General features: G+C 65.7%; 2 protein-coding genes. Both read right to left on the bottom strand.

Features of this window, described 5'->3' with window-relative positions:
- Positions 1 to 349: 349 nt before the first annotated feature.
- Positions 350 to 1,204, bottom strand: a complete 855-nt coding sequence (locus WCE35_RS19725; RefSeq protein WP_424595001.1) for a VOC family protein — start codon at positions 1,202 to 1,204, stop codon at positions 350 to 352.
- Positions 1,201 to 2,158, bottom strand: a 958-nt coding sequence (locus tag WCE35_RS19720; RefSeq protein ID WP_424595000.1) for a Glu/Leu/Phe/Val family dehydrogenase, incomplete at its 5' end; no start/stop codon positions are given. The genes WCE35_RS19720 and WCE35_RS19725, both read right to left, overlap by 4 nt.

Below are 2,158 nucleotides of genomic sequence, written 5' to 3'. Positions count from 1 at the left end.
GTAAACCACTGCGCAGGGAAGGCCGGAGTGTTTCCGCTGAACCTGTATGCTCGTGTGCGTTTTGCTTGTGTGCATTTGCACGCGAGACCGCGGGTGCAGCGCGCACCCGGTCTTCCCTGCGCCCTCTGATTTCAGAAGGGCGGGAATTTTCGATAAACCTCGCGCCAATGATGCGGCGAGATCGCGAAGCTGTGAGCGAACGAGAGATGTTGGTTGACAAATTCGCAATCCCGCAGCCCGGATCAGCGAAGCGACATCAGAGGCTGCCCCACAAAGGAAGAATGGATTGCTTCGTCGCTTTGCTCCTCGCAACGACGAAAGGAGCGGCTTCGCTCTACTTCACAGCAGATCAGGATCGCGCCGACGGCTCCACCAGCAGCGTCGGAACGCCGCAGGTGCGGTTGCGCACGATCATCACCCGCGTCCCCGGCTTGCGGCCGATGCGAACCTCCGAGACGTCGACACCGTCGGCTGCGAGCCGCGCCCGTGTCGCGTCGATATCGGCGACGCGCCAGCAGATGCCGCGCAGCCGGTCCTGCGCCGCATCCGCCTGCACGTTCGATTCCCTGCCCGGCCGGTGCGTCACCTCGACGACGAGATCGCCGCAGCGGAAGAACATCAGCCGGCCCCAGTCCGGGTGCGAGCGGTCGAGCGCCATGTCGAGCCCGAGCCGCGCGCCATAGAGTGCGGCGGCGCGTTCGGGATCGGGCGTCGAGACCACCACATGGTCCATCGCCGTGATCGACGCCGGCGCGGTTCGCGCTGACAAGGGGCGCTCCCTGTCCCGCTCGAGGAAGAACATCCGCACGCCGCGCGTCATATCCGTGGCCGCGCGGGTTCGCTTCCACGACAAGGTCGCGCCGCTGGTTGTGTCGCGGCTTTCGACGTCGGCGACCGGCTCCGGCTTCAGCGTCAGCCGATCGAGCCGGCGGTGCATTTTGGCGATGTCATCGGTGCGAAAGCACAGGCTTGCCAGCCCCTCGCCCTCGGTCGCCAAAACCTTGCGAATCCGGTCGGCGACCTCGCTTTCGCCGTCCGGCGACATCAGCTCCAGCGTCATGTTGTCGAGCGTGAACAGCACGCGCTCGGCGCCGTCGCCGCCGTCGCGCCACGAAGGCGAGCGCGCGAACAGGGTCTGATAGGCCGAAGCCCCCGCCTCGATATCGCCGACGAGAACGACGACGTGATCGAGGCCGGTGATCACGGGAACAGGCCCCGCGTCTTCTTGGCAGCGCGGACCTTTTCCACGCCGATCGCTATCGCAGCGGTGCGGTGCGGGATGTTGTCGGCGCTGGCGCGCCTCACCATCTGGTCGAAGGCGCGATCGAGGACCTGATGTTCGCGCCGCATCACCTCCTCTTCCTCCCAGAACAATTGCTGCAGGTCCTGCACCCATTCGAAATAGCTGACCACGACGCCGCCGGAATTGCAGAGGATATCCGGGATCACGAAAACCTCGTCGCGGCGCTGGTCCAGCACGAGGTCGGCCTCCGGCGTGGTCGGGCCGTTGGCGCCTTCGGCCAGGATCCGGCATTTCAGGTGTTCGGCGATCGTGGCATCGATCGCGCACTCCATCGCCGCCGGCACCAGCACGTCGCAATCAAGCGTGAGAATCTGCGCGGCATCGAACTGCAACTGGCTGGAGAAGCCGGCGATGCTGCCATGGGTGCCGGCGTGCCGCATCAAGGCGGGAATGTCGAGCCCGGCGGGATCATGCAGCGCGCCGGTGTGATCGCTGACCGCGATCACCTTGAGGCCGTACTGAAACAGCTCCAGCGCGGCATAGGAGCCGACATTGCCAAAACCCTGCACCACGGCGGTGGCGGTGCCCGGGCTGATCTGCAGCTCCATCAGCACGCGCCTGGCGAGATAGGCGACGCCGCGCCCGGTCGCCTCGCGCCGGCCGTGCGTGCCGCCGGAAGACACCGGCTTGCCGGTGACGATCTCGGTCACGGTGCGGCCCTGGTACATCGAATAGGTATCCATGAACCAGGCCATCACCTGCTCGTTGGTGCCCATATCCGGCGCCATCACGTCGGTATGGGGACCTACGAACGGGATCATCTCCTGCATGTAGCGGCGCGACAGGGCTTCCAGTTCGCGTTTGGAGATCGTCGAGAGATCGACCTTGATGCCGCCCTTGGCGCCGCCATAGGGC

The sequence above is a fragment of the Bradyrhizobium sp. genome, from assembly GCF_049691595.1.
Classification (GTDB): Bacteria; Pseudomonadota; Alphaproteobacteria; order Rhizobiales; family Xanthobacteraceae; genus Bradyrhizobium.
This window is presented reverse-complemented; position numbering and strand designations above follow the sequence as displayed.